General features: G+C 73.7%; 21 protein-coding genes and 1 pseudogene. 14 read left to right on the forward strand and 8 right to left on the reverse strand.

Annotated elements, in window-relative coordinates; genetic code table 11:
- The first annotated feature begins 113 nt into the window (after positions 1-113).
- A complete protein-coding gene (locus GEV43_RS16025) occupies positions 114-1,871 on the forward strand; it encodes an SDR family oxidoreductase (protein ID WP_309239655.1) in 1,758 nt (585 codons plus the stop codon).
- 117 nt (positions 1,872-1,988) lie between these two features.
- Here GEV43_RS16025 and GEV43_RS50330 read toward each other — a convergent pair.
- A pseudogene (locus GEV43_RS50330) lies at positions 1,989-3,302 on the reverse strand (MFS transporter); the annotation flags it as partial.
- Position 3,303: 1 nt separating this feature from the next.
- On the opposite strand from GEV43_RS50330, the gene GEV43_RS50335 reads away from it, so the two are divergent.
- Complete coding sequence (locus tag GEV43_RS50335; protein ID WP_309239656.1) at positions 3,304-4,044, forward strand: helix-turn-helix domain-containing protein; 741 nt, start codon at positions 3,304-3,306, stop codon at positions 4,042-4,044.
- A 9-nt stretch (positions 4,045-4,053) separates the two neighbouring features.
- On the opposite strand, the gene GEV43_RS16040 is transcribed toward GEV43_RS50335, so the two are convergent.
- On the reverse strand, positions 4,054-4,794 hold the full coding sequence (locus tag GEV43_RS16040; protein WP_160821384.1) for an SDR family oxidoreductase: 741 nt from the start codon (positions 4,792-4,794) through the stop codon (positions 4,054-4,056).
- A 116-nt stretch (positions 4,795-4,910) separates the two neighbouring features.
- On the opposite strand from GEV43_RS16040, the gene GEV43_RS16045 reads away from it, so the two are divergent.
- A complete protein-coding gene (locus tag GEV43_RS16045; RefSeq protein ID WP_160821385.1) occupies positions 4,911-5,567 on the forward strand; it encodes a M15 family metallopeptidase in 657 nt (218 codons plus the stop codon).
- On the opposite strand, the gene GEV43_RS16050 is transcribed toward GEV43_RS16045, so the two are convergent.
- The gene (locus GEV43_RS16050) at positions 5,548-6,879 is read right to left on the reverse strand and encodes a GH1 family beta-glucosidase (RefSeq protein WP_160821386.1); all 1,332 of its coding nucleotides are present in this window, start codon (positions 6,877-6,879) and stop codon (positions 5,548-5,550) included. The genes GEV43_RS16045 and GEV43_RS16050 overlap by 20 nt on opposite strands.
- A 116-nt stretch (positions 6,880-6,995) precedes the next feature.
- Between GEV43_RS16050 and GEV43_RS16055 the strand changes: the two genes are divergently transcribed.
- Together GEV43_RS16055 and GEV43_RS16060 are read left to right on the forward strand one after the other, a co-directional pair.
- On the forward strand, positions 6,996-7,619 hold the full coding sequence (locus GEV43_RS16055) for a TetR/AcrR family transcriptional regulator (protein WP_160821387.1): 624 nt from the start codon (positions 6,996-6,998) through the stop codon (positions 7,617-7,619).
- 148 nt (positions 7,620-7,767) lie between these two features.
- Complete coding sequence (locus GEV43_RS16060) at positions 7,768-8,367, forward strand: hypothetical protein (protein WP_309239657.1); 600 nt, start codon at positions 7,768-7,770, stop codon at positions 8,365-8,367.
- 45 nt (positions 8,368-8,412) lie between these two features.
- On the opposite strand, the gene GEV43_RS16065 is transcribed toward GEV43_RS16060, so the two are convergent.
- From GEV43_RS16065 to GEV43_RS16075, 3 genes are read right to left on the reverse strand one after another with little or no spacing between them, the layout of a single operon-like run.
- Positions 8,413-9,453, reverse strand: a complete 1,041-nt coding sequence (locus GEV43_RS16065; RefSeq protein WP_160821389.1) for a PHB depolymerase family esterase — start codon at positions 9,451-9,453, stop codon at positions 8,413-8,415.
- Positions 9,426-10,328 (reverse strand): sensor histidine kinase, encoded by a 903-nt coding sequence (locus tag GEV43_RS16070; RefSeq protein ID WP_160821390.1) that lies wholly within the window; start codon positions 10,326-10,328, stop codon positions 9,426-9,428. The genes GEV43_RS16065 and GEV43_RS16070 overlap by 28 nt, the downstream gene beginning before the upstream one ends.
- Positions 10,280-10,696, reverse strand: coding sequence for a hypothetical protein (locus GEV43_RS16075; RefSeq protein WP_160821391.1), 417 nt, complete (start codon positions 10,694-10,696; stop codon positions 10,280-10,282). The genes GEV43_RS16070 and GEV43_RS16075 overlap by 49 nt, the downstream gene beginning before the upstream one ends.
- 304 nt (positions 10,697-11,000) lie before the next feature.
- On the opposite strand from GEV43_RS16075, the gene GEV43_RS16080 reads away from it, so the two are divergent.
- The 3 genes from GEV43_RS16080 to GEV43_RS16090 all read left to right on the forward strand — a co-directional run bounded on the left by GEV43_RS16080 (position 11,001) and on the right by GEV43_RS16090 (position 14,487).
- Positions 11,001-12,107 (forward strand): ferritin-like domain-containing protein, encoded by a 1,107-nt coding sequence (locus GEV43_RS16080; RefSeq protein ID WP_160821392.1) that lies wholly within the window; start codon positions 11,001-11,003, stop codon positions 12,105-12,107.
- A 413-nt stretch (positions 12,108-12,520) separates the two neighbouring features.
- Positions 12,521-13,366, forward strand: coding sequence for a hypothetical protein (locus GEV43_RS16085; RefSeq protein WP_160821393.1), 846 nt, complete (start codon positions 12,521-12,523; stop codon positions 13,364-13,366).
- Positions 13,367-13,881: 515 nt separating this feature from the next.
- A complete protein-coding gene (locus tag GEV43_RS16090) occupies positions 13,882-14,487 on the forward strand; it encodes a septal ring lytic transglycosylase RlpA family protein (RefSeq protein ID WP_160821394.1) in 606 nt (201 codons plus the stop codon).
- A gap of 226 nt (positions 14,488-14,713) precedes the next feature.
- On the opposite strand, the gene GEV43_RS16095 is transcribed toward GEV43_RS16090, so the two are convergent.
- Complete coding sequence (locus GEV43_RS16095) at positions 14,714-15,826, reverse strand: S9 family peptidase (RefSeq protein WP_160821395.1); 1,113 nt, start codon at positions 15,824-15,826, stop codon at positions 14,714-14,716.
- 379 nt (positions 15,827-16,205) lie between these two features.
- Between GEV43_RS16095 and GEV43_RS54890 the strand changes: the two genes are divergently transcribed.
- Positions 16,206-16,568, forward strand: coding sequence for a YkvA family protein (locus GEV43_RS54890; protein WP_160821396.1), 363 nt, complete (start codon positions 16,206-16,208; stop codon positions 16,566-16,568).
- Between the two features lie 57 nt (positions 16,569-16,625).
- Here the strand turns inward: GEV43_RS54890 and GEV43_RS16105 are convergent, their stop codons facing one another.
- A complete protein-coding gene (locus GEV43_RS16105) occupies positions 16,626-17,366 on the reverse strand; it encodes an IclR family transcriptional regulator (RefSeq protein WP_309239658.1) in 741 nt (246 codons plus the stop codon).
- 1,420 nt (positions 17,367-18,786) lie between these two features.
- On the opposite strand from GEV43_RS16105, the gene GEV43_RS16110 reads away from it, so the two are divergent.
- The 5 genes from GEV43_RS16110 (at position 18,787) to GEV43_RS16130 (ending at position 25,909) form a co-directional block, all read left to right on the forward strand.
- Positions 18,787-19,131, forward strand: coding sequence for a hypothetical protein (locus GEV43_RS16110; RefSeq protein WP_160821397.1), 345 nt, complete (start codon positions 18,787-18,789; stop codon positions 19,129-19,131).
- Between the two features lie 118 nt (positions 19,132-19,249).
- On the forward strand, positions 19,250-19,528 hold the full coding sequence (locus tag GEV43_RS16115; RefSeq protein WP_160821398.1) for a zf-TFIIB domain-containing protein: 279 nt from the start codon (positions 19,250-19,252) through the stop codon (positions 19,526-19,528).
- 395 nt (positions 19,529-19,923) lie between these two features.
- A complete protein-coding gene (locus tag GEV43_RS16120) occupies positions 19,924-21,747 on the forward strand; it encodes a fatty acyl-AMP ligase (protein WP_160821399.1) in 1,824 nt (607 codons plus the stop codon).
- A 45-nt stretch (positions 21,748-21,792) separates the two neighbouring features.
- The gene (locus tag GEV43_RS16125) at positions 21,793-24,882 is read left to right on the forward strand and encodes an MMPL family transporter (RefSeq protein ID WP_160821400.1); all 3,090 of its coding nucleotides are present in this window, start codon (positions 21,793-21,795) and stop codon (positions 24,880-24,882) included.
- Complete coding sequence (locus GEV43_RS16130) at positions 24,872-25,909, forward strand: alpha/beta hydrolase family protein (RefSeq protein ID WP_160821401.1); 1,038 nt, start codon at positions 24,872-24,874, stop codon at positions 25,907-25,909. Before GEV43_RS16125 ends, GEV43_RS16130 begins: the two co-directional genes overlap by 11 nt.
- Positions 25,910-25,923 lie beyond the last annotated feature (14 nt).

The following is a 25,923-nucleotide window of genomic DNA, read 5'->3' on the forward strand; positions in this document are numbered from 1 at the left end:
CCTCGGCCGTGACGGGGATCGGGCGGCGGCTGCACAGCGGGCGCGGGGAGGCGTACGTTCGCAGGGAGAGTGCACCCTCGGACGGGCAGGTGGGCACAGTGCGGGATCACCGGGTGAGGTCGGGCGAGGTCGAGCTGGCCGTGCGGGAACGCGGGGAGGGGAACCGTCCCACCGTGGTCCTCGTGCACGGCTACCCCGACACGAGCGCGATGTGGGACGAGGTCGCCGAACGGCTCGAAGCGCGCTTCCGGGTGATCGCCTACGACGTGCGGGGCGCCGGGGCCTCCACGACCCCCGACGACCCGCTCGACTACGGCGTGGACGTGCTCGTGGACGACCTCGCCGCCGTTCTCGACGGGCTCGGCGCGGACGGGCCCGTGCACCTGGTCGGGCACGACTGGGGCTCGGTGCAGGGCTGGGAGGCGGTGACGGGCGACCGCCTGCGCGGGCGGATCGCCTCGTTCACCTCGATCTCCGGCCCCGCGCGCCAGCACCTCGCGCGGTGGACGCGGGAGGCGGCGCGGTCCGGGCCGCGCGGGCTCGCCGAGGTGCTCGGGCAGGCGCGGCGCAGCGCGTACATGCCGGTGCTGATGGCGCCGCGTGCGGGCGAGCTGCTCGCCCGCACGCTGCCGCTCACGTTCGGGCGGGGCCTGCGGTGGCGCGAGGGCGCCGACCCGAGGCCGGGGCACCCGGCGGCCACGCTGCCGCGCGACGCGCGCAACGGCCTCGGCCTGTACCGGGCCAACCTGCGGAACCTCGGCGGCGTCGAGGGCGACGGCGACACCGACGTCCCCGTCCAGCTCATCGTCCCGACCAGGGACCGCTACGGCGGCCGGTCGCTGCTGCTGTCGGCGCGCGGCCACGCGTCCCGCCTCTACGTGCGGCGCGTCCCCGCCGGGCACTGGGTGGCGCGCAGCCATCCCGACCTGGTCGCGCGCTGGATCGCCGAGTTCGCCGACCACGTCGCGGGCGGCGAGGAGACGCCCGACCTCGCGCGCGCCCGCGCCGCCGGACGCCCCGGCCGGGACTTCGGCGGGCAGGTCGCCGTGGTCACCGGCGCGGGCAGCGGCATCGGCCGCGCCACCGCGCACGCGTTCGCCGCCGCCGGCGCCCGCGTCGTCGCCGCCGACATCGACGAGGGCGCCGCCAAGCACACCGCGGACGAGATCGGCGCGCGCGGCGGCGAGGCCCACGTGTACCGGGTGGACGTCGCCGACCCCGACGGGATGGAACGGTTCGCCGCGTACGTCCGCGACACGTTCGGCACGCCCGACGTCGTGGTCAACAACGCGGGCATCGGGCTCGCCGGGTCGCTGCTGTCCACGTCCGAGGACGACTGGGCCCGGATCCGCTCGGTCAACCTCGACGGCGTCTACCGGGGCTGCCGGCTCTTCGGGCGGCAGATGGCCGAACGCGGCGAGGGCGGCCACCTGGTCAACATCGCCTCGCTCTCCGCGTTCATGCCGACCGCCGAACTCCCCGCGTACTCGGCCGTCAAGGCCGCCGTCCTCCAGCTCAGCGAGTGCCTGCGCGTCGACCTCGCGCCGCTCGGCATCGGCGTCTCGGCGATCTGCCCCGGCGTGGTCAACACCGCGATCCCGCGCAACACCGAGTACGTCGGCATGAGCCGGGCCGCCGCCGACGAGCTGCGCGAGACCGGCTCCCGCGCGTTCGAACGGCGCGGCTACCCGCCCGAACGGGTCGCCCAGGCCATCCTGCGCGCCGTCCTCCACGACCGTCCCGTCGTCCCCGTCACCCCGGAGACCCGCGTCGTCCGCACCCTGTCGCGGCTGTCACCCGCCGCCACCCGCACCCTGGCCCGCCTCGGCCACCGCGCCCGAACCCGCCCCCGCCCCGCCCCTCCTCGCTGAGCGTTCGTGGGGTGCTCGCCGGGCGTGCGTCGGCACGATCCGCGGTCTCGACTGTCGCGTCGCGGCGGGGCCGTTCGTCCCGGGTGATGGTGGGATCGCCTCGGGGTCGTACTCGTGTCACTCCGGTTGCGGGGGCGGGAACCCGTCGCCGCCGACGCCCGTTGGACGGGGTGAAGGGCCGCAAGGTCCGCGTCCGGCGGCGAGGGTCTCGGGAGCACTCTCGTCGGACGGCCGGGGGTGGGAAACAGCGTCCGCCCACCGCCCGGCCGTACCGGACGGCGTCCGGCCCGCCACTGGCGGTGCGGGGCGGTAGCGGAGGCTGACGAGCGCGGACAGCAGCGCGGTGACCAGCATGAACGTCCAGCCGGTGCGGAAACCGGCGAGCGAGGGGGCGGCGGTGCCGCCGAGGATCGCGGTGAGGACGGCGACGCCGAGGGCGGAGCTGATCTGGCGCGACATCATCAGGATCGCCGACCCGAGCGACAGGCTGCCCGCGGGCAGCGTCGCGGCGGACCCGAAGAGCGGCGGCTGGAGCAGCGCCGTGCTGGCGCCCGCGAGGACGCCGCCCGGCAGGAACGCGGCGGCGTACGAAGGATGCGCGGTCGCCGCCAGCGCCCACCACGCGCAGCCGCCCGCGAGCGCGACCCCGCCGAGCACCGCCGAGGCGCGCCCGCCGACGCGGGCCACGATCCGTCCGGAGAACGGCGACAGCAGCATGCAGGTGACCGGCAGCGGCGCGATGCCGAGGCCCGCGCGCACCACCGAGTAGTGCCAGACGCCGCTGAGGAACAGCGTCGCCGAGAGCAGCATCGCCGCGAACACCAGGTAGTACAGGAAGACGCCCGTGACCGACACGGCGAACGTCCGGTGCCGGAAGAGCCCGAAGCCGATCACCGGGTTCGGGTGCCGCCGCATGTGGAGCGCGCCCGCCGCGCCGAGCACGGCCGCCGCCAGCGCGCACCCGAGCGTCGCGGACGAGCCGTACCCCCACGCCGGGCCCTGCACGAACACCGCGGTCAGGCTCGCCGTCGCGCCGAGGACCAGCGCGGCGCCGGCCAGATCGAGCCGCTGCCGCGCGCGGCGCGGCGGCTCGGGCAGCAGCCGCCGTCCCAGCACCAGGGCGCCCGCGGCCACCGGAACGTTGATCACGAAGATCCAGCGCCAGTCGGCCATCAGCAGCAGCCCGCCGACCACCGGCCCGCAGCCGCCGCCGAACGCCGCGACGGCCGTCCAGATCCCCATCACCGTCGGGTGCTCGCGCGCGGGGAACGACGGCAGCGCGAGCCCGAGCGACGTCGGGATCAGCACCGCCCCCGCCGCCGCCTGCACCACCCGCGCCGCGACCAGCACCGGCAGCGCCGGGGCCGCCGCGCACGCCGCGGACGCCGCCCCGAACAGCGCCATCCCCAGCAGGAAGCTCCTGCGGCGGCCCGTGTCGTCCGCGAGCCGCCCCGCCGGGACGAGCGCCCCGCCGCCGCCCGCCGCCGTCGAGGCCGTCCGCGCGGCGCACGCGCGCGGGGCCCGCGTCGTCTCCCTGTGCTCCGGCGCGTTCGTGCTCGCCGCCGCGGGCCTGCTCGACGGCCGCCGCTCGGCGCTGCACTGGAAGCACGCGCCCGTCTTCGCCGGGCTGTACCCGGCCGTCGAGGTCGATCCGTCCGTCCTCTACATCGACCACGGCGACGTGCTCACCGGCGCGGGCAACACGGCGGGGATCGACCTGTGCCTGCACCTGGTCCGCCAGGACCTCGGCTTCGAGACGGCCGGCGCCGTGGCCCGGCAGATGGTCGTCCCCCCGCACCGGGCGGGCGGGCAGGCGCAGTACGTCGAGACCCCGATCCCGGTCCACGAGGACGGCCTCGGGCCGCTCCTGCAATGGGCGACGGCCCGGCTCGACCGGCCCCTCACCGTCGCCGACCTCGCCGCCGAGGCCGGACTCACCGGCCGCACCCTGATCCGGCGCTTCCGCGCCGAGACCGGCACGACACCGCTCCGCTGGCTCCTCGCCCAACGCGTCATGCGCGCCCGCGAGCTCCTCGAACGCACCGACCTGCCGATGGACCTCGTCGCGGAGCGGTGCGGCCTCGGCAGCGCGCCCAACCTCCGCGCGCACTTCTCCCGCGAGCTGGGCATCTCCCCGAGCGAGTACCGGCGCACCCACCAGCCCGTCCGCTGAACGGGAGGCTCAGGGCGGGGTGAGGACGCGGAAGCCCCCGTCCACGGGGATGCGCGCGCCGGTCACGCCGTGGAACGCGCCGTCCACGACCGCGCCGATGACCGTCGCCACGTCCTCCGGATCGAGCATCCGGCCCAGCACGGACCGCTGCCCTAGGTCGGCCTCCATTTCCGGGGTACGGAGCGCGGACGCCGCCTCTGTGCGGACCGCGCCCGGGACGACCGTGTTGACGGTGATTCCGCAGGTCGCCGCCTCCGCCGCGACGTGGCGGGCGAACGCGTCCAGAGCGGATTTGGCCGCGGAGTGCGCGACCGCCCCCGGCCGCGTCAGGTCGGCGCTGAGGCTGGAGATATAGACGATCTGCCCGGCCTTCCTTTCGCTCATCTCGCGGAGCACCTGCTGGCTCACGTGGAAAACGGCCGCGAGTTCGCCCTGGAGTTTCTCGGAGAAGGCTTCCCACGGCATGGAGGAGAACGGCATGAAAGGCGGCATGATGTTGGCGTTGCACACCAGCACGTCGATCGTCCCGCAGTCCGCGAGCAGTCCGGCGACCGCGGCCGGGTCGCACACGTCCGCGCGTACGGCCCGAGCGGACCCGCCCGCCTTCTCGATGCCCTCGGCGACCGCGCGGGCGGACGCCTCGTCCGAACGGTAGTTCACGACCACGTGAAAGCCCCGCCGGCCCAGCTCGGCCGCCGTGGCGGCGCCGATCCCGCGCCCGGCCCCGGTGATGAGTGCGATTCGTTCCATCCGGCGACCGTACGGGAAGCCGCTAACTCAGCGAAAGCACGTACCTTGAGGTAAGCCCATCCCGCCGAGGCGCTCCCGCGGGCCGTCGCGTGCGGCGGCCGTGTGATGATGCGGGGATGGCCGAGGTGACGTTGATGTCCGATCCCGCGGTTTACGCCATTCCGATCAGGGAGTGCGGTGACCCGCTGGTGGACGTACGGGAGCGCGGAGAACTGCTGGTCGACCGGCGGGTGGCCGACGCGGACGGCCTTTTCGCGTTCGTCCGCGCCGGGGTGTACGAGCGGCTGGTCCGCGCGGCGGCGCTGTTGCCCGACGGAATACGGCTGGTGTTCGTCGAGGGGTACCGGGCCCCGGAACGGCAGCAGAGCTACTTCGAGGAGTACTCCGCTGAACTCCGCGCCGGCAATCCCGAATGGGACGAGGCGCAGGTGCGTTCGGCGGCCAGCCGCTATGTTTCGCCCCCCGACAACGCCCCGCATTGCGCGGGAGCGGCGGTCGATCTGACTCTCGCGGACGGCAAAGGGCGGGAGCTCGACATGGGCTGCGAGCTCAACGCCAGCCCGGAGGAGAGCGACGGGGCCTGCTATAGCGAAGCCGCCAATGTTTCCACAGAGGGCAGGCGGAACAGGCAGGTGCTGGGGGAGGCCCTCTCCCGGGCGGGGCTGGTCAATTACCCGACCGAGTGGTGGCACTGGTCCTACGGGGACCGGTACTGGGCGTTGATGACCGGAGCGGGCGAGGCGTTGTACGGGGTCAGGAGCGGGCGGACGTGATGTGGTCGCGGTACCAGGCGTAGGAGCGCTTCGGGGTGCGCTTCTGCGTCTCGTAGTCGACGTGGACGAGGCCGAAGCGCGGGTGGTAGCCCTCCGACCATTCGAAATTGTCGAGGAGTGACCAGGTGAAGTAGCCGCGCACGTCGATTCCCTCCTCGATGGCGGTACGGACCGCGCCGATGTGGGACTCCAGGAACTCGATGCGGTCGGTGTCGTCCACCACGCCGTTCACGATCTCGTCCGGGAACGAGCAGCCGTTCTCGGTGATGTGGATCGGCGGGAGGGACGCGCCGTAGCGTTCGGTGAGGGTGCGCAGGAGGCCGAGGAGGGCGTCCGGGACGATCGGCCAGCCCATCCCGGTCGTCGGGTACCCGGTGACGTCCACCATGTCGAACGGGAGCGGGCCGTCCTCGGCGGGGGCGCGCAGGCGCGTCGGCTGGTAGTAGTTCACGCCGAGGAAGTCGATCGGGGCGGAGATGACCTTGAGGTCCTCGTCGCGGACGAAGCCGGAGAGGGGCGGGCCGCCGAGCGCCGACAGGTCGGGATAGCGGCCGTCCACGACGGGGTCGGTGAACAGCCGGTTCATGAACGCGTCGAACGCGAGCGCGGCGTTCGCGTCGGCGGGGGACGACCCGTCCGCCGGCCAGGCCGGGGAGTAGTGGTTGGTCAGGCCGACGGCGCGGGCGTTCCGGCCGCGCAGGGCGCTCACGGCCAGGCCGTGGCCGAGGAGCTGGTGGTGCGCGGTCGGGAGCGCGTCCAGCATGAGGGCCCGTCCGGGCGCGTACACGCCGAACGCGTAGCCGTAGGCGGTGACGACGACGGGCTCGTTCAGCGTGATCCAGCGGTCCACGCGGTCGGCGAGCCGTTCGGCGGCGATGTAGGCGAACTCGGCGAAGCGGTACGCGGTGTCGCGGTTCATCCAGCCGCCCGCGTCCTCCAGCGGCTGCGGCAGGTCCCAGTGGTAGAGGGTCGCGGCGGGCGAGATCCCGCGTTCGAGGAGGGCGTCGACCAGGCGCTCGTAGAAGTCGAGGCCCTTGGCGTTGACGGGCCCGGAGCCGGACGGCTGGACGCGCGGCCACGCGATCGAGAACCGGTAGGCGTCCACGCCGAGGTCCGCCATCAGCGCGACGTCCTCGGGCCAGCGGTGGTAGTGGTCGCAGGCGACGTCGCCGGTGTGGCCGTCGCGGACCCGGCCGGGGGTGTGCGCGAACGTGTCCCAGGTCGAGGGGCCGCGGCCGTCCTCGTCCACCGCGCCCTCGATCTGGTACGCGGCGGTCGCGACGCCCCATTGGAACCCGGCCGGAAAGCCCATTCGTCCTCCCCGAAAATGCGAATAACCCTCGGATCCTAGGTGTTCCGGCCCGTCCGGCGGAAGCGCCGGGCGCCGACCGATGCCCGGCCGCGCCGCGCTTCGGCGACAATGGGACCGTGACCGAGATCCGGACCCCGCTCCGCCGCCGCCCCGCCCAGCGCCGCAGTGCCGAACGCGTTCAGCGGATGCTCGACGCCTGCGCGGAGATCCTCGACGAGGACGGCTACGACGGCCTGACGACCACGCGCATCGCGCAGCGGGCCGACGTGGCGATCGGGTCGGTCTACCAGTTCTTCCCCGACAAGCGGGCCGTCGCGCAGGCCCTCGCCCTGCGCAACCTGGAGGTGTTCGGCCGGCGGGTGTCGGCGCGCCTCGCCGAGGGCTCGTTCTCCGACTGGTCCGACACGGTCGGCGCGATCATCGACATCTTCGTCGAGATGCACCGCACGGTCCCCGGCTTCCGCGTGCTGCGCTTCGGCGACGTCGCCGACGTCAACCTGCTCGACTCCGACGCCGACAACAACGCCGTCGTCGCCGACCGGCTCCGCCGCATGATCGTCGACACGTTCGACATCCAGGACACCCCCGGCCTCGCCCGCGCCCTGGCCATCGCCGTCGAGGCCGGCGACGCCGTCCTCAAGATGGCCTTCCGCCGCAATCCCGACGGCGACCCCGACATCCTCGCCGAGACCGAGCGCCTCATCCACGGCTACCTGGCCGCCCACATCCAGGAGACCTGAGCCGCCCCGGGGCCGCCGCGGCGACCCCGCGGCCGGATACGGCTGTTTCCGCCCCTGGGCGACGATTTTTCCGGGCTTTCGGGATTGCGGGTATGGCAGACTCCGCACCCACGTAGACCCCCAGAACAGTGCAGAACAGGTGAGCCCGGTGGAATTCGAGAAGCTCCAGACGCAGAACCGCTTTCTGGTGCGTCAGCGGTTGCGGCTGATGGTCAACCAGTACGAGGTGCACACCGAGCGGGGCGACGGCTCGGAGGGGGAGCTGGTCGCGTTCGCGCAGCAGAAGCGGCTGGCGTTCAAGGAGCAGGTCACGCTGTACGCCGACGACTCCAAGACCCGGCCGCTGCTCGGGTTCAAGGCGCGCAAGCGGATCGACCTGGCCTCCGCGTACGACGTGACCGACGCGGGCGGGCAGGCGATCGGGGTCTTCCGCAAGGACTTCAAGAAGTCGCTGCTGGCCTCGACGTGGCACCTCGACCAGCCGGGGCTCGGCGTGACGACCGGGAGCGAGCGCAACAAGTTCGTGGCCGTCCTGCGCCGCCTCTGGCACGTCATCCCGTACGCCGAGAACCTGCCGTTCGCCTGGCCGTACCACTTCGACTTCTACGCGGGCGACCAGGTCGTCTTCTCGGTGGAGAAGAAGTTCGGCTTCCGCGACCGCTACGTGGTGGACATCAAGGACCCGCGCCTCGACCGCCGCCTGGTGATCGCGCAGGCCGTCGGGCTGGACGCGCTCCAGTCGCGCTGACGTCCGGGTCGGCGGGCCCCTGGCCTCGCGGGAGCGGCGGGCCCCTCAGAGGCGTTCGGCCTTGGAGAACGTGTCGAGGATCAGCTCGGTGGCGTCCACGCGGCGGGTCGTACGGCCGGTGCCGATCGGGATGGAGCCGGGCCACGTGTGGCCTCCGCCGGTGACGGTGTAGAGCTCGACGCGCGCGCCGTTCCGGCAGCGCGGGTACGTGAGGTGCCCGACGCCGGTGGCCGGGACGTCGCGCACGGCGGCCCCGCAGCCGAACGTCCGCGCCCACCGGGCCGCGAGCGGCGCCACGGCGGGCAGCCGGAAGACGCCGTCCAGCGGGCGCATCCAGCCGGGGACGCGCCGCTGGTTCCCGCCGAACGGCTCGCCGCCCCCGAACGGGATGATCGGATCGGCCGTGCCGTGGAACGCGACGATCGTCGTCGGGCGCGCGTTCCGGCACGGCCGGGCGAGGCTCAGCCCGGCGACGGGCGCGACGCCCGCGAGCCGTCCGCGCAGGCCGCAGACCAGGGCGGCGGAGAGCCCGGCGCCGTTGGAGAAGCCCGCCGCGTACTCGCGCCGCCGGTCGACGCACAGGGTCCGTTCCAGGTGGTCGAGCAGGGCGCCGACGTACGCGACGTCGTCGCCGCCCTCGGACATGCCGGGCAGCTTCCAGCCCGTCCGGCCGCGCAGGCCCTCGGGTTCGACGACGAGGTAGCCGCGCTGGGGCCCGGTACCGGCGAGCCGTCCGTAGAGGGCCTGCTGGAACGCGTTGGACCGCAGCCCGTGCAGGTCGACGATCAGCGGCGCGGCGACGCCGGGCCTGCGCGACGGCACGGCGAGCAGGTACGAGCGCCCGCCGAACGAGTAGCGCCCGTCGCGGACGCCCCGGCGCGAGCATCCGGCGCTCGGCGCGGCCGAGGCGTTCGGCGGCGCGGACGCCCCGCCGGCGGACGCGCCCTGCCTGCCGGTCGCCCTGCGCTCGCCCGAGCCGTCCGTCCCCTGCGACGAGCAGGCCGGCACCGCCAGGACGGCCGCGAGCGGGAGCACGAGCCGTCCGGCCCATCGCGCCCTCAGGACGGCGAACGACGATCGTGCCATCGCTCGATCGTAGGCCGCGGCAGCCGCCCCCGCGCACGGGCGGCGGCAGCGGGGGCCAGGTCGTCGCCGACGTCGTCCCCTGAGAAGGCGGCGACCTCGGCGGGACGGCCGAGCGGTACGCGCACGGCGAGGCGGAAGCCGCCGCCCTCGCGGGGCCCGGCCTCGACGGTGCCGCCCGCGGCGGCGACGCGTTCGGTGAGGCCGGTGAGGCCGTTGCCCGGGGCGAACGGCCCGGCCCCGGCGGCGCCCGCGCAGCCGTCGTCGACCACGTCGAGGGCCGCGGCGCCGCCCGAGCGGGCGACGGTGATCGTGACGTGCGCGGCGCGGGAGTGCCGGACGGCGTTGGTGACGCCCTCGCGGACCGCCCAGGCGAACAGGCCGTCCACCTCCTCGGGCAGCGGCGTCGCGCAGGTGCGGACGGTCGTGCCGATCTCGGCGGCGGCGAGGACGCCGCGCGCCCCGTCCAGCTCCTCGGCGAGGTCGCGCCGCCGGTAGCCGGAGATCGCGGCGCGGACGTCGGCGAGGGACTGCCGGGCGACCGACTCGATGTCGCCGAGCTCGTCCAGCGCGCGGGCCGGGTCGCGGCCGGCGACCCGCCGGGCCAGCTCGCTCTTCAGCACGATCAGCGACAGGCTCTGCCCGAGCAGGTCGTGCAGGTCGCGGGCGATGCGCAGGCGCTCGTCCGCGGCGGCGAGCCGGGCCACCTCGCCGCGCGCCTCGCGGAGCTGCTGGACGAGCGTGCGCGCGTGCCGGAAGCCGAACATGAACAGCCCGAGCGACACGGTCGTCAGCGTGATCATCGGCAGCGCGCCGCGGGCGCCGTCGATCAGCGCGCCCTGCGCCAGCGCGGCGGCCCCGACAGGCCGACGCCCCACAGCACCCGGCACATCGGCAGCGTCATCGCGCAGACGATCGACAGGTAGATCGGCATCCCGATCCACTCGGCCCCGAACGCGAACGGCAGCCCCGCGCAGAGCACCGCGAACACCGCGAGCAGCGCGTAGGTGCGCCGCCCCACCGGGTTGATCCAGCTCTCCATGCTGAGCGGCGTCGCCAGGTAGAGGGCGACGAACGCGACGAGGGCGAGCGCGCCGAGCACCTGCTTCGCACCGGGGTACTCCGCGACCACCTTGATCAGCGGCAGCATGTAGACGAGCCCGAACGCGGCCCAGAACGTCCGGCGGGGGCGCGACCGCCCCAGGTCCACGCCCTCCGTCGTCTCGCGGCCGAACAGGAAAGTCATGAGACCCGCATCGTACGGCCGCGGGCGGAGAACTCCGTCCCCACCAGCGCCGACGGCCCGGGCCGCGCGCCTCCCGCACGGCCGCCGCCCGCGGCGGTCGCACCCGCCGCGGCTCCGGCGACGGAGGCGTCCGGTGGGAGCGTGCGGGGCGCTGGGCATGCATGGACGGGCAGAGACGGGCATGGACGGGCATGGACGGTTTTTGGGCGGCTCTTGGGCTCTGTTCAGTACGCGCTTTACATGTTACGAAGGGATGTAAAGCGGTGGATCGGCTCGTACCCCCCGCCCCCGGAGGAGGCTTCCCGTGAGTTCACACGACCTCTACACCACTCCCGTCCCCCAGGAGACGTGGAATGTGCCGATGGCGGGCGACGCCCGCTTCACCTGGGAGTACGACGACGGACGCGACCGGCTGCTGAACCTGTACCAGAAGGGCAAGGACAAGCAGTGGGACGCGCAGAAGCGCATCGACTGGGACCTGGAGGTGGACCCGAACAACGTCGCGGGGCTCCCGGAGAACTTCAACCCGCTCTTCGGGTCGGAGATCTGGGACCGGATGAACCAGAAGGAGCGCGACGAGTTCGGCCGCCACCAGGGATCGTGGCTGTTCAGCCAGTTCCTGCACGGCGAGCAGGGAGCGCTGAACGTCTCGGCGCGCATCGTCCAGTCCGTTCCCGACCTCGACTCCAAGTTCTACGCCGCGACCCAGACGATGGACGAGGCGCGGCACGTCGAGCTCTACACGCGGTTCGTGCACGAGAAGATCGGCACGTACTACCCGATCAACCAGGACCTGGCGAAGCTGCTCGCCGAGTCGCTGCGCGACAGCCGCTGGGACCTGCCCTACCTCGGCATGCAGGTGCTCATCGAGGGGCTCGCGCTCGCGGCGTTCGGCCTCTACCGCGACATGTCGACCAACCCGCTCGTCAAGCAGCTCCTGGCGTACGTGATGCAGGACGAGGCGCGGCACGTCGCGTTCGGGCGGCTCGCGCTCAAGGACTACTACGCCGAGCTCACCGAGAAGGAGCGGGCCGAGCGCGAGGAGTTCGTCGTCGAGGGCTGCTACCTGATGCGCGACCGCTTCAAGGGCCGCGAGGTCTTCGAGCAGCTCGACATGCCGGTCGACAAGTGCATGGAGTACGTCGACAACTCCGACATGTACACGCTCTACCAGTCGCTGCTGTTCAGCCGCATCGTCCCGTGCGTGAAGGACGTCGGCCTGTGGGGCGGCAAGGTCCAGGCCGCGTACGCCGACATGGGCGTCCTCGACAACGCCAAGGCCGATCTCGAAGCGCTCATGAGGCAGGACGAGGAGATCGCCGAGAAGGTCGACGAGGAGCGTTACGCCGCGGAGGTCGCCGCCCGCAAGGACGAGGTGGACGAGGCCATCGCCCTGGGCGGCGGGGAGTAGCGGCACGGAGCATAGCGCGCCGCCGCGCCCGCGAGCGCCGGGCGGCGGACTCGCAGGCGGCGGCCCGCGCCGCACGGCGACGAGCCCGGGGGCGTTCCGGAAGAAGTCCGGAACGCCCCCGTCGCATTCCATGGACACCATCGCGGCGCAAGCGTTGGACAAAGGCGGCGCCATGACCGGACCGCAATGGCGTGAAACGTCCGATTGCCTCGGCACCGCGCGCGGCACCGATCATTTTCGGTAGATCTTCGATACGTTTCTTCATTCGTTTGTGAATTCACTGTGCGGTCTCCAGGACTGTACTAACGTCCCCGCACGACGGCGCGGCGGACGGCGGGGTCCGAGGACGACACCGGATCCGCCCCGCGCGCGCATGTGCAGGGCCACACGAACATCCACGGGGGAAACGGAACATGAATCGATCCGCCAAGAAGCTCATGAGGACGTCCGTCCTCGTCCCGGTCGCCGCGATGGTCGCCGTCGGGTTCGCGCCGGCGCACGCGAGCGGGCCGCCGCGCCCCGGCGGCCCGCTGAACGTGGGCGACGCGCCGGTCGGCGCGCTCACCGACACGCTCGCGAAGTCCGTCCCGCTCGCCGGCCACCCGGCCGCCCGCTCGGTCGGCACCACCGCCGCCGGCGCCGTGGACGGCGCGGTCGGCACCGCCCGCAGCGCCGCCACGCCGACGACCGCGCTCGGCGCGACCGTCCAGCCCGGCAGGCGCACCGCCCGCGACGCGCGGCTCGCCGCCCGTCCCTGCGCCAACGGCCCGTCCGCCCGCACCGCCGCGGCGCCCGCCGAGAACCCGGGCGCCGAGGGCATCGCGCGCCTGACCGGCCTCCTCGGCCAGCTCACCGGCCCGGTCACCGGCGGCAAGGCCGCGGGGCTGCGCACCCGTACCCCGGCCGCGTCCGCCGAGCGGGCCGCGCGCTGCCCGTCCGGCAGCGGCCAGAACGGCCCCCTCGGCAAGATCGACGACGTCGCGGCCGGGCTCACCGGGAAGGGCCCGAAGGGCGTCGGCGGCACCCTGTCCGGCCTGACCGGCACGGCCAAGGGCCTCGTCGGCAACGAGCGGCGCGCCGCGGCGCCGGCCGAGCGCCGCGCGGGCGGCGGCGACCTCCTCGGAAGCGTGACCGGCGGGTCTCCGGCGCCGCGTCCGGCGACCGGGGGCGACGAGGAGGCCCCGGTCTCCGTCCCGCTGATCGGCAAGGTGCCGGTGGGGCCGAAGTCCCTCCCGCTGCTGAGCGGCCTCCAGCGCTGACGCGGCACGGCCGCACGCCGCCGCGTCCGGCGGCGGTCCCGGCGGGGCGCCCCGGCAGGGTCCGGGGCGCCCCGCCCGCGTCCGGGCGAGCGCTTGTTATAGTGCCGTGATCAACCTTCACGGTTCCGTGAATTGATCTTCAATTTCGATCGCCCGCCGTACGGGCGCGGTTTCGCGGAGTCAAAAAGAGGGTGACTAATCCCACAAAGGGCGGCCGTTCGCTTGATTCACCCGGCGCGGCCCCTACGGTCAAGGACTTGTGTGCGGCGGCATGAGCGACGCGTGTGCCGAGGTTCGCCGCACCTGACCGGACGCCGGTTCCGCGATGACGCGGACGCGCCTTTGTCCAGGCGCCGCGGCGGGCGCCCGCGGGGTCGTTCACCCCGACGGGAGAGGCCCTCGCGAACGGCGGCGAGCGGTCCGGCGGCGCGCACGCCCGCCGGCACGCCGCGCGAACGGCGTCAACGAGAACGCCGAGGCGTCCGGGGCCCTGTCCCCGACCAAAGGACTCCTCTGTGGGTAGCCCTGGCAAGCACCGCCCCAAAGCACGACTCCGCACCATCCTGATCGCGTCCGGCGTCGCCGTGGCGGTCGTCGCGGCCGGCGCGTTCGCCCTCCTCTCCAGCGGAGGCTCGGCCGACTCGGCCCGTGCCGCGCAGACGGCCCCGGAGGCCGCCGCCCCGCTCGCCGACCCGCCGCGCACCGCCCCCGAACGGGCCAGCCGCGGCGGGACCCGCGGCCCCGCGCCCGCCCCGACGCCCTCGGCGACCGCCACGAAGGCGAAGCCGAAGCCCAAGAAGAAGCCCAAGAAGAAGAAGCCGCGCTACCGCGTGCTCAGCTCGGGCTCCTGCCAGGCGTCGTTCTACTCCGAAGGCCAGATGACCGCGAGCGGCGAGGCGTTCGACCCGAGCGAGCTGACGGCCGCGCACAAGACGCTGCCGATGGGCTCCAAGGTCCGCGTGACCAACAGGAACAACGGCCGTTCGGTCATCGTCCGCATCAACGACCGCGGCCCGTACGCGGGCGGACGCTGCCTCGACCTGTCCAGGGCCGCGATGTCCGCGGTCGGCGGCACCGGCGCGGGCGTCATCCCCGTCCGCTACCAGGTCTTGGCGCGCTGAGTTCATTGAGCCCCGGCCCAGGCCGCTCGCCTGGCGGCTGTGTTGATTGAAGCCCCGGCCCAGGCCGCTCGCCTGGCGGCTCGCGTCCTGACCGTTGCTTTGCGAGCGCTGCATCGCTTCGCGATCTGTCCGAGGGAGGCTCGCCTTCGGCCTCGCCTCCCCGGACAGTTAACGCACTCGCCGGTGGCTGAGGTCAATCCCCCCGGGCTGTCCGCGCGGAGGCGGGTCAGCGGTGCAGGTGGGCGGCGGGCTCCAGGGGTGTTCCGCTGAGGTCCAGGGAGAACGGGCCCTGGGCGACGGTCTGCGGCGCGGGGCGTTGCTCCGGCTGGGTGTGCGCGGGTGCGGACGGCTCAGGCTCGGTCGTCTCGGCGAGGCGTTCGCGGAACCAGTCGGTGAGCACGCCGTCCACCCGCACCGCCTCGGTGATCGGCGGGCACGCGTCCGTGCCGGGCTCGGCCGCGAGCGCGTGGCCCATCCGGAACGTGGCGGACTCGACCGCCGGGGCCCCGACGCGCCGCAGCGCGTCGCGGAACGCGGTGATCTCGTTCGGCGGGACGACGCGGTCCTTGGCGCCGCCGATCAGCAGCAGCGCCGCGTCCCGCCGCGCCAGCTCGCCCGCGCGGGCGCCGAAGTCGAGGCGCCCCGCGGTCTCCCGCGCGCCGTCCGGCCAGGCGCGGTCGCGGCCCGCGCGCTTCTCCACGGCGGCGGCGACGCGGGACGGGGCGATGACCGGGGCGACCAGCGCCGCCGTGCTCACCGGGACGTCCCCGCGCGCGAGGACGAGCAGCGCCGCGGCGCCGCCCGCCGAGAACCCGGCCAGCCCGACCGGCCCCTCCTCCAGCGCGAGCGTGCGCCGCAGCTCCGCGAGCACGTCGGGCAGCCGCGCGGCGGCCTCCTCGACCACGGCGCCGTACGCCTCGATGCCGGACGGCTCCAGGAAGGCGCTCGAACCCAGCCCGCCGGACATCGCCCGGGACGCCGACATCCCCGCCGTGGCCGGGACGGCGGGGAGTTCGAGGAACACGCGCCAGACCGGCACGCCCGTCATCGGCAGCGCGGCGGCTAGGGCGGCGGCGGCGCGCGGCGGGTCGAACCCGGGCCAGGCGACGATGAGCCGCGTCGGGCCGTTCGGCCGCGCGTCCACCGCCGTGGGCGGCAGCGCGAAGTAGCCGACCCCGGCGGCGGTGCCCCGGACGGGCGCGCCGCCGTGCGCGGAGCGGGCGGAGGCGTGCCGGGCGGGCGCGACGCCCGGCTGGGGCGGCGGCCCGGCGTGCGGGGAGTCGCGCCGCGTGAGGTCGTCCCGGTCGAGGTCGCGCTGGTTCGGGCGTTCGCCGCTCATGTCGTACGTCAGCTCCTGCGTGCTCGACGGGCCGGCTGGGAGGCGGCGCCCCTCCCGTGCTCCTCGAACGCCATGTTTCCAGCGCACGCCGGGAAATGCGGCCGAATCACCTCACCCCGTACAACGGAGTGATGGATGACTCACCGGAGGTAACCCGAGGTGGCGGCGCCGCAACGGGTCGTCCCACGGGGATCCGGGTAGCGGTTCGGCCTCCCCGGCGGGCGCGGCGTTGCGAGTCGACGGCCCGGAGATACCTACCGCGAACGGTTCGCAGCATGACAACTCCCCACGGAGGGAACAAGACGGGCTCGCGTCGCGTCGTATCTAGTCGTGGGCGCCGCGGGGGCGCGCCCTCACTTCGTTCCGCAGAGGAGAGCCCGTGGACAGGAAGCGCGGCGCGGCCGCCGCCGGACAGGCGTGGCAGATCTACAGCGAGACGCTCCAGCCCGAGGCGCCCGGGATGTGGGCGCGGGTCCGCGCCGTTCCGCGCATGCTCAAGTCCGTCCTGAAGGGCGACTACAAGGGCATGTCGTTCGGGACGCTCGGCCTGCTCGCCCTCGGGCTGGTCTACATCGTCTCCCCGATCGACGCGATCCCCGACGTCCTGCCGATCGTCGGCATCGTCGACGACACCGGCGTGGCCCTGTGGCTCGCCGCGATGCTGGTCAAGGCCGCGGGCGACTTCGTCGCCTGGGAGCGCGGCGGCCGGCCGACCGTCGTCGTGGGCGAGGTCGTCGACTGAGCCGTACGGCCCGCCCGCCTGCTCCGGCCGGCGGTGGGCGGCGCCGTTCGCGGGCGGTCAGCGGGTGAGGTCGGCGGCGAACGACTCGGCGACGTTCCGCATGATCGGGACGACGTCCGCGACGGCCTCGCGCGTCATCCGCGCCGACGGCCCCGACACCGACAGCGCGGTGAGCGCGGGCGCGCCGGGGAGCGGCACGGCGACGCAGCGGACGCCGACCTCCTGCTCCTCGTCGTCCAGCGCGTAGCCCTGCTCGCGGACCCGCGCCAGCTCGGCGACCAGCGCGTCCGGGTCGGTGAAGGTGTGCGGGGTATTCGCGGGCATCCCGGTGCGGGAGAGCAGCTCGCGGGCCTTCGGCTCGGGGAGCTGGGCGAGCAGCGCCTTGCCCACGCCGGTGCAGTGCGGCAGGACCCGGCGGCCCACCTCCGTGAACATCCGCATGGAGTGCCTGGACGGCACCTGCGCCACGTACACCGCCTCGTCGCCCTCTAGGACGGCCATGTTGGCGGTCTCGCCCACCTCGTTCACCAGGCGGGTCAGCGACGGCCGCGCCCACGAGCCGAGCAGCCGCGTCGCCCCTTCGCCGAGGCGGATGAGCCTCGGCCCGAGCGCGTACCGCTTGGACGGCTCCTGGCGCACGTAGCCGCGGTTGACCAGCGTCCGCATCAGCCGGTAGATCGTCGGCATCGGCAGCCCGGAGACCTCCGTCAGTTCCGACAGCGCCATCTCGCCGCCCGCGTCCGCGAGATGCTCCAGCAGCTCGAACGTGCGCTCCAGCGACCGTACGGCCTCCGCCACCGATGTCCCCTCTCCTCGTGAGCACCCGATTGTATGGAAGAACTATTTCGCTGTGCGAAATGAACCCGGCTCCGTGACGGACGTTACCTCCGATGCTCCCGTGGCTATAACCCAGTAAGCCCCGGCGTCCAGGCACGCCGTCCCCCCGGGCGCGGCCTGCGAGAGGGGAACGGGTGGCCAGGGAGGGCAGGGAAAGGCGCGACCGGCGCTGGAGGGCGCTCGCGCTGAGCGGCGTGCTGGCCGTACCGCCGCTAGCCGTACCGTCGGTGGTCGTCCCCGCACTGGCGGGCGAACCCGACCCGAGCACCCCACGAGGAGCCGCGGCCGACTCATCCGGAGTAGGCGAACCACCGGTAGCGGGCGGCTCGCCGGGACCGAACGGCCCGCATGGACCGGACGCCCCGTGGGGAGTGAGTGGCTCCTCCGGAGTGGGCGGGGCGCATGGACCGGACGGCTCTCCGGGAGCGGGCGGCCCACAGGGAGCGGCTGGCTCACCCGGGGGAGGGGGCTCGGCTGGAGTGGGCGGCTCGCCTGGAGGAGGCCGCCCGTCAGGAGTGGGTGGCTCGGCTGGAGTGGGTGGGGGCGGGGGGTGGACGAGGCTGGCGGGCGGGTTGGGCTTGTTGCTTCGTTCGCGGAGGCCGCGCGTACTGCGTCGGGGGCCAGTTACGTCATCGCCGTACGGGCGGAAGGCGGGGCGGCGAGGAACGCTGCGCTCGTGCTGAGTTCCTCCGAGCCCGTTCGGTGGATCGGCTTCCCGGCCGGGTGCGGCAGGCGGGTCGGAGGGCTGCGCTGCTTCCTCGGGCACCTCATGGGCAGGCGGGAGATTCGCGTCACCGCCGGTACGGCGGGTGGCGGGGCGAGGGACTCGCTTCCGCGCGTGCGGGCGACCGTCACCGCCGACAACGCGTCGCCCGTCCAGGCCGAATCGGCGCTGTCCACCGCCGACTCGCCTGTGGTCGTCCCGCCGGACGGGCACGGGAAACCGAGGCCCGCGCCGTCGGGCGCAGAGCCTTCCGGCGTTACCGATTCGTCGGCGCTCACGCCACGGCCGCGCGCCGTCAGGCCCGGCCATGCCGACGGAACGAGCAAGGGCAAGCCCAAGGGCGTCCGGCCCGGCCACGGCGGGAAGGGCGGCGCGAAGGGGCAGGGGGCGGGCAAGGCTTCCGGCAAGGGCTCCGGGCATGGGGCGGGGACTCCGCCTCCGGTGGTGAAGCCTCGGATGTCCAAGCCGCGCGTGTACGAGCCTTCGGTGAAGGTTCCGCGGGGGCCTGTTCCGCAGCGGCCGTGGGAGGACCGGCCGCCTCAGCTTGCGCCTCCGCCGCAGGCGCTGCCGCCTTTGCAACGTCCTCCGCAGCAGCAGGGCGCGCAGCCGCCGCGGCAAGGGGCGGTGGCTCCCGCTCCCGCGCCGCCGGGGATGCCGATGGCGCCTCAGGCGCAGCCGCTGCCGCCGATGGACATGGCCACCAACGGCGCAGTGCTCCCGCCGGTGAACGCGCCGGGACTGCCGGGGCAGGGCATGGGGCGCGGCGGGGCGCACGCGGCGGGGGAGAGCCAGATGACGCTGGTCTCGCCGACCGGAACCGACCGGGGCGGCGGACTGGACTGGGCGAAGGTGCTCGGCATCTCGCTGATCGCCGAGGTGGGCCTGCTGTGGCTCGCGGCGTGCCTGGGGCTGTGGCGGCGGCGGGCCGCGCTGGCTCGGGCGGGCGGGGCGCGGCGGGCGGCTTCGCGGGTCCGGGGCGGCGGCGACGCGAACGTGCGTTAGCCGGTTGCGGACACCCGAATCGACTGATCGATCCCCACTCGGCCGTTCCACTCCGTTGACCACGTCGTTAGGCTGACCGGCTGACAGTGAACACCGTCGTTACGGACAGGGGATCCGGATGTCAGAGACGACGTTGCAGTGTCCGAAGTGCGAATCGGCGCTCGATACCCACGAGCGCCACGGGGTGGTCATCGAGGAGTGCCCCGGGTGCCAGGGCGTCTTCCTCGACCGCGGGGAGCTGGAACTGCTGATCGACGCGGAGAGCAAGTACCTGGCCGAGCTCTCCGAGGACGAGAACCCCGAGACGACCTACCAGGGGCGGCACCGGCGGGGATCATGGAGCGGATCTTCGCCGGCGACGGCGGCTGACCCCGGCCGGGCACGTCACCGAACGTGACCGCGCGAGACGTCCTCCCGTTCGGCGCTGGAGTGTTACGGACGCGTAGCGCACGGTCACGGGCGTGGCACCGCGAGGAGGCGTGCGGCGGAGGCCGCGCCTCGCGTACGGTCGGTGACCGGAAAGACGCCCTCGGCTCCGGGGGCGTGCGCCGCTTGTCACTCCCGTGACAAAGGCTTCGCGAACGAATGTGGCTCCGGGCTAATACCGTTCGTCGCCTACCATCGGGTAGCTTCGCGCTGCACGATCATTGCCGGTAGCAGGGGGGCGCCAGACGGTCGTCCGGCCATCGCCGCCCGATCCCCCTCGAACCTCCGCCACACCCCCGCTCGACCCCGCCGATGGCGCCCGTCCCCTTCCGGTGCCGTCCGCCCATCATCCCGGGAGACTGATCAATGGCACTGGGCTCGCTGCTTCCCGAACTCCGGCCCGGCGGCCCCGGACGCACCCCGCTCATCGAGCGGGTCGCCCGGTGGGCGCGGGAGAAGCCGGACGCGCCGGCCTTCACCTTCGTCGACTACTCCCTCGACCCGTCCGGCGCGAAGCTCACGCTGACCTGGGCGGAGGCGGACCGGCGGGCGCGGGCCATGGCGGCGAGGCTGCGGCAGGCCGCCGAGCCGGGCGAGCGCGCCGCGCTGCTGCTCCCGCAGACCCTCGAGTACATGATGGCGATGCTCGGCGCGATGTACGGGCACGTGGTCGCGGTGCCGCTGTTCTCGCCGGACCTGCCCGGCCACGCCGACCGGCTGATCGGCGCGTACGGCGACTCGGAGCCCGCGGTGATCGTCACGACGCGCAGCGCGCTGACGCACGTGGAGAAGTTCCTCGCCGACCACGACGTGGCCGAGCCGCGCGAGATCGTGTTCGCCGAGGAGGTCGATCCGGAGCTGGCGGCGACCTGGCGGGACGAGCCGATCGGGTTCGACGAGCTGGCGTACCTCCAGTACACCTCCGGCTCGACCCGCCGCCCGGCCGGCGTCGAGATCACCCACGGGAACGTCACGGCGAACGCCGCGCAGCTCTGGGCCGGATGGGCGCCGGAGAAGCCCGACCCGGAGCTGGTGAGCTGGCTGCCGTTGTTCCACGACATGGGCCTGATCGCGACGATGGCGCTGCCGATGGTGCACGGCGACCACGCGATCTACACCGATCCGGTGTCGTTCATCATGAACCCGATGCGCTGGATGGAGCTGATCTCCGAGCGGCCGGGCAAGAACGTCTACACCGCCGGGCCCAACTTCGCCTACGAGTACGCCGCGTCGATGGCCAAGCCGGAGCGGCTCGCCAAGCTCGACCTGAGCGGCCTCACCACCTGCCTGAACGGCGCGGAGCCGATCCGCACGTCCACGCTGGCGATGTTCGCGGACGCGTTCGCCGGGGCGGGGCTGCGGCCGGGCGCGCAGGCCCCCGGGTACGGGCTGGCCGAGGCGACGGTCTTCGTCACGGCCGCCGCCGAGGACGTCCCGCCGAAGCTGATCAGGGTGGACCGCGACGCCCTCACCAAGGGCGAGCTCCGACTGATCGAGGCCGGTGGGGGCGACGAGGCCGACGCGGGCGCGGCCGACCGGGTGAGCACGCTGGTGTCGTGCGGCCGGCCGAGCGGCCAGCTCGTCGCGATCGTCGACCCGGAGACCCGCCTCGAACAGCCGGACGGGCACGTCGGCGAGATCTGGGTGCACGGCCCGAACACCGCGCCCGGCTACTGGCGCAACTCCGAGCGCAGCCAGGACACCTTCGGCGGCGAGCTCGCCGAGCCGGGCGGGCTGCCCGCGGGGCCGTGGATGAAGACCGGCGACTACGGCGTCGTGCACGAGGGCGAGCTGTACGTCACGGGCCGGATCAAGGACCTGATCATCGTGGACGGCCGCAACCACTACCCGCAGGACATCGAGGTGACCACGCAGGAGTCGCACGAGGCCGTGCGCTCCGACCACGTCGCCGCGTTCGCCCTGGAGGGCGAGGAGACCGAGCGGCTCGTCGTGGTCGCCGAGCGCAACCGGCGGGTCCCGCTCGGCCGGCTCGACCTGGACGAGGTCGAGAGCGCCGTGCGCGGGGCGATCAACATCGAGCACGAGATGAGCGTGCACGACTTCGTGCTGATCGAGCCCGGCGGCGTGTCCCGCACCTCCAGCGGCAAGATCGCTCGGGCGGCGACCCGGCAGCGGTACCTTGACGGCACCCTGTCCACCACGCGGGCGCGGCTCGCCTCGCGCGGATAGCGGCGCGACCGCGGCGGCGGCGCGGGCGGACGACACAGGAGGATCATGCTTTCGGGGCTGGGGCGTCTCATCCACCGGCGACGCTGGACCAGCCTCGTCCTGATCCTGGTGACGACGGCGCTCGCGGGCGCGTGGGGCCTCGGCGTGTTCGCCAAGTTCAAGGAGGGCGGGTTCGACGACCCGAAGTCGTCGTCCACGCTCGTCGCCAAGCTCGGCGCGACCTACTTCGGCAGCACCAACCCCGACGTGCTCGTGCTGTACCGCAGCGACACCCTCACCGTGGACGACCCGCGCTACCAGGCCGCCGTCGTCACCACGGTCGCGCGGCTCCCGAAGGACAAGGTCGCCGAGCTGATCTCGTACTGGGCGATCGACGGCAAGGACGCGGCGGCGTTCGCCTCGCACGACCGGCACCAGACGTTCGTCGCGGTGAAGCTGCGCGGCGACACCGACGCCGACAAGGCCGCGAACTACCAGGACGTCAAGGACCGGCTGAACGCGCCGGGCCTCAGCGTGCGGCTCGGCGGCAGCATCCCGCTCGGGCAGGAGTTCGGGGCGCAGGTCGTCTCCGACATCGTCCGCGCGGAGACGATCACGGCGCTGCCGCTGTTCGTCCTGCTCGTCGTGCTGTTCGGGGCGCTGACGGCGGCGGCGCTGCCGCTGGTGGTGTCGCTGTTCTCGATCGTCGGCGGGCTCGCCGTCCTGCACGTGGTGACGTACGCCGCGGACGTCACCTCGTTCGCCCTCGAAGTCGTCACGATGATGGGCGTCGGCCTCGCGATCGACTACTCGCTGTTCATCGTCGGCCGGTTCCGGGAGGAGCTGGCGCGCGGCATGGAGGCGTCCGGCGTCCCACCGGGGAAACCCTGGAAACAGGCGTCCGGCAGGGAGGCCCGCAAGGCCGCCAAGGAGGCGTACCGGGAGGAGCTGGCCCCGCTGCGGGAGGCCGCGCTCGCCGCCACGATGGCCACCGCCGGACGCACGATCATGGTGTCCGGGGTGACGGTGTCGGCGGCGCTCGGCGGGCTGCTGCTGTTCCCGCAGATGTTCCTGCGGACGATCGGGCTCGCGGGCATCGCCACGGTCATGGTCGCGGTGTTCGGCGCGACCGTGCTGCTGCCGACGCTGCTCGCGCTGCTCGGCCCGCGCGTGGAGTTCGGGCGGATGCCGTGGCGGCGGCCCGGGTCGCGGCGCTCGCGGCGCGACCCCGACAGCGGGTTCTGGTACCGGCTCGGGCACAGCGTGATGAAGCACCCGCTGCCCTACTTCGCGGTGGTGCTGGTGATCCTCGCCGTGATGTTCGGGCCGTTCCTGAACGTGCAGTTCGGCAGCATCGACGCGCGCGTCCTGCCGAAGGACAGCGTGACCCGCAACGTGGTCGAGTCCGTCAAGGCCGACTTCCCGAACGGCTCCGCCGAGCCCATCGACGTCGTCGTCTCCGGCGACCTCATCCCGCGCAACTGGCGCCCGGCCCGCAAGGGCGACCCGATCCCGCCCTACCTGGACGAGTTCCGCGAGCGGCTCGGGGCGCTGCCCGGCGTCACGCAGTCGAAGTTCACCGGCTACTCCGGGTCGTACGGCGGCGTGCGGATCTCGGTCACGCACAAGTACGAGCCGATGGACGCGCGCGCGCAGGACCTCGTCAAGCGGGTGCGCGCGATGAGCCTGTCCAAGAACGGCTACCCGATGCACATCGACGTCGGGGGCAGCACGGCCGCGCAGATGGACCTGATGTCGAGCCTGATGCGCACGCTGCCGAAGATGGCGCTGCTCGTCGGCGTCGCCACGTTCGTCCTGCTGTTCATGTTCTTCGGGTCGGTGGTGCTGCCGCTGAAGGCCATCGTGATGAACGTGCTGTCGATCGGCGCCTCGTTCGGCGCGATCGTGTGGGGCTTCCAGTACGGGCACCTCGCCGGGCTGCTCGACTTCACGCCGACGGGCGGCGTCGAGGCGACCAGCATGATCCTCATCCTCGCGGTCGTGTTCGGGCTGTCCATGGACTACGAGGTGTTCCTGCTCAGCCGGATCCGCGAGGAATGGGACCGCACGCACGACAACCGCGCCGCCGTCGCGTCCGGGATGCAGCACACCGGCGGCATCATCACGAGCGCCGCGCTGCTGTTCCTGGTGGTCATCGGCGCGTTCAGCATGGCGGGGATCACCGTCGTCAAGCTGATCGGCGTCGGCATGTTCGTCGCCGTCGTCGTGGACGCGGCCCTCGTCCGGTCCCTGCTGGTGCCCGCGACGATGCGGTTCATGGGCGCGGCCAACTGGTGGCTGCCCGGCCCGCTGGCGGGCCTGCACGCCCGCATGGACCTGCGCGAGCACACCGGGGCCCCGGTGGCGCGCTCCGCGCCCCCGGCCAAGGCGCCGCCCCTCCCGGCCGACCAGCCGTTCCCCTACGCGGTCCGCTGGGAGTCCACCCCCGCGGACGCCCCGACCGCCCCGCCCGTACCGGGTCCCGCGCCCGCCTCCTCCGCGCCCGCTTCCGTACCGGGTCCTGCGCCTGCCTCCTCCGCGCCCGCTTCCGTACCGAACCCCGCGCCCGGCTCCTCCGCGCCCGCCCCTCCCGTGCCCGGCGCCTTCCCGAGCCCCGCGCCTCCTCCCGCTCCCGGAGCGGCGGGGCCGAGCGTTCCCGCGCCGGAGCGCCCGGTATGGGCGAGTGCCTCCGCGCCCTCCGCCGCCGCACCCGCCACGTCCGCTGTGCCTTCCGAGTCCGCTACGTCCGCCGCGTCCGCCGCGCCCTCCGCGCCTTCCGAGTCCGCTACGTCGGCCGGGTCCGCTACGTACGGTCACGGAGTGTCGCAGGGCGGCGGCGAGCCGGAGGCGACGTTTAACGGACCGTCCTGGAGCACAGATCCGGCACGTCCGAATGTGGCCGCTCCGGCGCGCGGGGAGCCCGGGACCGACCGGTGGCGGGTGGACCCGCCGCCCGCGCGAACCCCTGACCCGCCCCCGACCTCGGTGAACGGCTCCGGCGGCGCTCGTCCGGCCGCGCCGTGGGCCCCGTGGGCGGACGGTCCTCCACAGCCGCGTCCGAGGCGCGAGACCCGCGTCCGGCGTGAGATAGTGCCCACTCCAGACGGTACGGGGTGGCGCTGGAGCGCTGTGGAGGACGACAACGATGCACGCTGAGTCACGACGCCGCGCGGCGAGGTGGGCCGGGGGACTCGTCGCGGGTTCCGCCGTCGTGGGCGCGACCGTGCTCCCGCCGAGCCCGGCCCCGGCCGAGGCCGCCGGGTTCAGGAAGGCCGACACCGGCGCCCAGATCACCAAGTACACCTGGCTCAACAAGGGCAAGTCCGCGTTCGACTTCCTCGTGCGGTCGCCCTCGCTCGGGTCCACGCAGCACGTGCGCGTGCTGCTGCCGAAGGGCTGGAAGAGCAAGTCCAGGCAGAGCTGGCCGGTCGTGTACGCCTACCACGGCGGCCGTGACAACTGGACGTCCTGGACGCGCAAGCGCAGCACCGACATCCAGGCGCTCGCCCGCAAGTGGGGCGTCATGGTCGTGATGCCCGAGGGCGCGAACGGCTCGTACACCAACTGGTGGAACGGCGGCCGGGGCGGCACCCCGAAGTGGGAGGACTTCCACCTGCGCGAGGTGCGGCAGCTCGTCGAGCGCAACTTCCACGCGGGCGGGTCGCGCGCCGCGATGGGCGTGTCGTCCGGCGCGCAGGGGGCGTGCACGTATCCGGGACGCGCGCCCGGCATGTTCCGGTACGCGGCGTGCTTCAGCGGGACGCTGTCGATGAGCTCCCCCGGCATCCCGGCCCTGCTCATGTACACCAACATGGGCAACAACGTGGACCCCAACGCGATCTGGGGCATCCCCTGGATCGACAAGGCCAACTGGGACGCGCACGACCCCATCAAGCTGCTGCCGAAGATGCGCTCGACGCGGTTCTACGTGTCGTCCGGGACGACCGGCAAGCCGGGCCCCCTCGACAACCCCGACACGGCCCCGTGGGACGTCGGGCTGCTGAGCGAGCGGGCGATCGGCCCGACCGTCAAGGCGTTCACGGCCGAGGCGCGCAGGCTGCGCGTCCCGATCACCGCGCACATCTACGGGAACGGCCGGCACTCCTGGCCGTACTGGAAGCGCGAGCTGCACACGGCCTGGCCGCAGATGATGAAGACCATCGGCGCCAAGAAGGTGAAGTAGCGCGACGCGGGCGC

Origin of the sequence: Actinomadura sp. J1-007 (assembly GCF_009793335.1) — a bacterium.
Classification (GTDB): domain Bacteria; phylum Actinomycetota; class Actinomycetes; order Streptosporangiales; family Streptosporangiaceae; genus Spirillospora; species Spirillospora yumaensis.

Excerpts from the sequence above, each read along its gene's own strand:
- GEV43_RS16130 (WP_160821401.1), top strand. The coding sequence starts at position 24,872 with ATGCACGCTGAGTCACGACGCCGCGCGGCGAGGTGGGCCGGGGGACTC.
- GEV43_RS16040 (WP_160821384.1), bottom strand. The coding sequence starts at position 4,794 with ATGGAACGAATCGCACTCATCACCGGGGCCGGGCGCGGGATCGGCGCC.
- GEV43_RS16065 (WP_160821389.1), bottom strand. The coding sequence starts at position 9,453 with ATGGCACGATCGTCGTTCGCCGTCCTGAGGGCGCGATGGGCCGGACGG.
- GEV43_RS16115 (WP_160821398.1), top strand. The coding sequence starts at position 19,250 with ATGTCAGAGACGACGTTGCAGTGTCCGAAGTGCGAATCGGCGCTCGAT.
- GEV43_RS16075 (WP_160821391.1), bottom strand. The coding sequence starts at position 10,696 with ATGACTTTCCTGTTCGGCCGCGAGACGACGGAGGGCGTGGACCTGGGG.
- GEV43_RS16125 (WP_160821400.1), top strand. The coding sequence starts at position 21,793 with ATGCTTTCGGGGCTGGGGCGTCTCATCCACCGGCGACGCTGGACCAGC.
- GEV43_RS16110 (WP_160821397.1), top strand. The coding sequence starts at position 18,787 with ATGGCGCCTCAGGCGCAGCCGCTGCCGCCGATGGACATGGCCACCAAC.
- GEV43_RS16095 (WP_160821395.1), bottom strand. The coding sequence starts at position 15,826 with ATGAGCGGCGAACGCCCGAACCAGCGCGACCTCGACCGGGACGACCTC.
- GEV43_RS16050 (WP_160821386.1), bottom strand. The coding sequence starts at position 6,879 with ATGGGCTTTCCGGCCGGGTTCCAATGGGGCGTCGCGACCGCCGCGTAC.
- GEV43_RS16045 (WP_160821385.1), top strand. The coding sequence starts at position 4,911 with ATGGCCGAGGTGACGTTGATGTCCGATCCCGCGGTTTACGCCATTCCG.
- GEV43_RS16085 (WP_160821393.1), top strand. The coding sequence starts at position 12,521 with ATGAATCGATCCGCCAAGAAGCTCATGAGGACGTCCGTCCTCGTCCCG.
- GEV43_RS16120 (WP_160821399.1), top strand. The coding sequence starts at position 19,924 with ATGGCACTGGGCTCGCTGCTTCCCGAACTCCGGCCCGGCGGCCCCGGA.